Here is a 2,245-nt window from a genome sequence, read left to right on the forward strand (position 1 = left end):
GGCGCGGCAGGCCCCGTGCCAGCGCGAGGCCTCAACCGAATCTGCCGTTCTCGATAGCCGCTACTCTTTTTTTCTCAAAGGCCTATATTTATTTAATCTTTACTCCGGTGAGATTACTTAATTGTGTCTCCTCGGTGTTGTGTTCTCGAGTTTGGAGAAAAATGGGAGCTTCGATCAAAGACACCGCCTCGAGCGTCCGCGCGCGCAAGGCCAAGCGCGCGGGCATCCCGCTATCCGCGGGCATGATCCTCGTCACCCTCGGCGTGGTCTACGGCGACATCGGCACGAGCCCGATGTACACCCTCAAGGCGATCATGAGCGGCAACGGCGGCCTCGCCACGATGAGCACGGACGTCGTCCTCGGCGCTCTGTCCCTCATCATCTGGACGCTGACCCTCATCACCACCGTCAAGTACGTCCTGGTGGCCATGAAGGCGGACAACCACAACGAGGGCGGCATCTTCGCGCTCTACAGCCTTGTAAAGAAGTGCGGCAAGTGGCTGATCATCCCCGCGATGGTCGGCGGCGCGGCGCTTCTTGCCGACGGCATCCTCACCCCCGCCGTCACCGTCACGACGGCCATCGAGGGCCTGCGCACGGTCGACTTCTGCTACGCCGTCATCGGCGACAACCAGAACATCGTCGTCCTCGTCACCATCGCCATCCTGTGCATCCTGTTTGCCATGCAGCGTGCGGGCACCTCGACCATCGGCAAGTTCTTCGGGCCGGTCATGACGCTGTGGTTCCTCTTCCTGGGCGTCTCGGGCCTCGTCCACGTCATCGGCAACGTCAGCATCCTGCGCGCGCTCAACCCGATCCGAGGCATCACGTTCCTCTTTGACGGCAACCTCAATGCCGCGGGCCTCATGGTCCTGGGCAACGTGTTCCTGTGCACCACCGGCGCCGAGGCGCTCTACTCCGACATGGGCCACGTCGGCAAGTCGAACATCTACGCCTCCTGGCCCTTCGTGAAGACGTGCCTGATCATCAACTACCTCGGCCAAGGCGCCTGGATCCTCGCGAACAACGCAAACGGCCAGCTCATGGGCGTGGCGGACCTGAACCCGTTCTACCAGATGCTCCCCGAGCAGCTGCGCGTGTTCGCCGTCATCCTTTCCGCCTTCGCTGCCATCATCGCGTCGCAGGCGCTGATCACGGGCTCGTACTCCATCGTGTCCGAAGCCGTGCGCCTGGACCTCATGCCACACATGCGCGTCAACTACCCGTCCGAGACCAAGGGCCAGATCTACATCCCGATGGTCAACAACATCATGTGGGTCGGCTGCATCGGCGTCGTCCTGCTGTTCCGCAGCTCAAACCACATGGAGGCCGCCTACGGCCTGGCCATCACCGTCACCATGCTGATGACCACCCTGCTACTGTTCACCTACCTCTCGAAGATTCGTCGCCAGCCGGTGGCGGCCGTGCCGTTCCTGCTGATCTTCGGCGCCATCGAGCTGATGTTCTTCTTCTCGAGCCTGACGAAGTTCTTCCACGGCGGCTACGTGACCGTGTTGCTGGCAACGGCGATCTTCATCGTCATGTACGTGTGGCGCCGCGGTACCGCCGTCGAGAGGACCCAGACGGTGTTCCTCCCCGTGGACAAGTACCTCGACCAGCTCTTTAGCCTCTGCCACGACAACGAGGTCCCCTACCTGGCCGACAACCTGGTCTTCCTGACCAACGACTCCTCGATCGACAAGCTCGACCGCGACATCCTCTACTCGATCCTGGACAAGCAGCCCAAGCGCGCGAAGGCGTACTACTTCCTGAACGTTCAGGTCACCGACGAGCCGTTCACGCACGAGTACATCGTGAACAACTTCGACACCGACTTCCTCTTTAAGGTGCAGCTGCGCCTCGGCTTCAAGGTGAACCAGCGCATCAACACCTACCTGTACCAGATCGTCGCGGACCTCGTGGAGAACAACCAGATCGCTCCGCAGAACCACAAGTACTCGATCTATCGCACCCACAGCGCGGTCGGCGACTTCAAGTTCTGCCTGCTCCGCAAGGTCATCAGCCCCGAGACCGACCTTTCGGGCGTGAACTACCGCGTGATGGAGCTCAAGTACCTGATCCGCCGAGTCTGCGGAAGCCCGGCCAAGTGGTACGGCCTGGAGAGCTCGAGCATCCTCTTTGAGTACGTGCCCCTCTTCTCCAAGAAGAAGTCCCAGCACAAGCTCACGCGCGTCAACCTGCTCGACGCCGAGCCGAGCTCGCCTAAGCGCCTCGACCGCAGCGC

General features: G+C 61.5%; 1 protein-coding gene. It reads left to right on the forward strand.

Going from position 1 to position 2,245, the window contains the following annotated elements; translation table 11 throughout:
• Positions 1-161: 161 nt before the first annotated feature.
• On the forward strand, positions 162-2,245 hold a 2,084-nt coding region (locus ACT84W_RS02815), incomplete at its 3' end, for a KUP/HAK/KT family potassium transporter (RefSeq protein WP_444328140.1).

The organism is Paratractidigestivibacter sp. (genome assembly GCF_052362415.1).
In the GTDB taxonomy this organism is placed as follows: domain Bacteria; phylum Actinomycetota; class Coriobacteriia; order Coriobacteriales; family Atopobiaceae; genus Paratractidigestivibacter.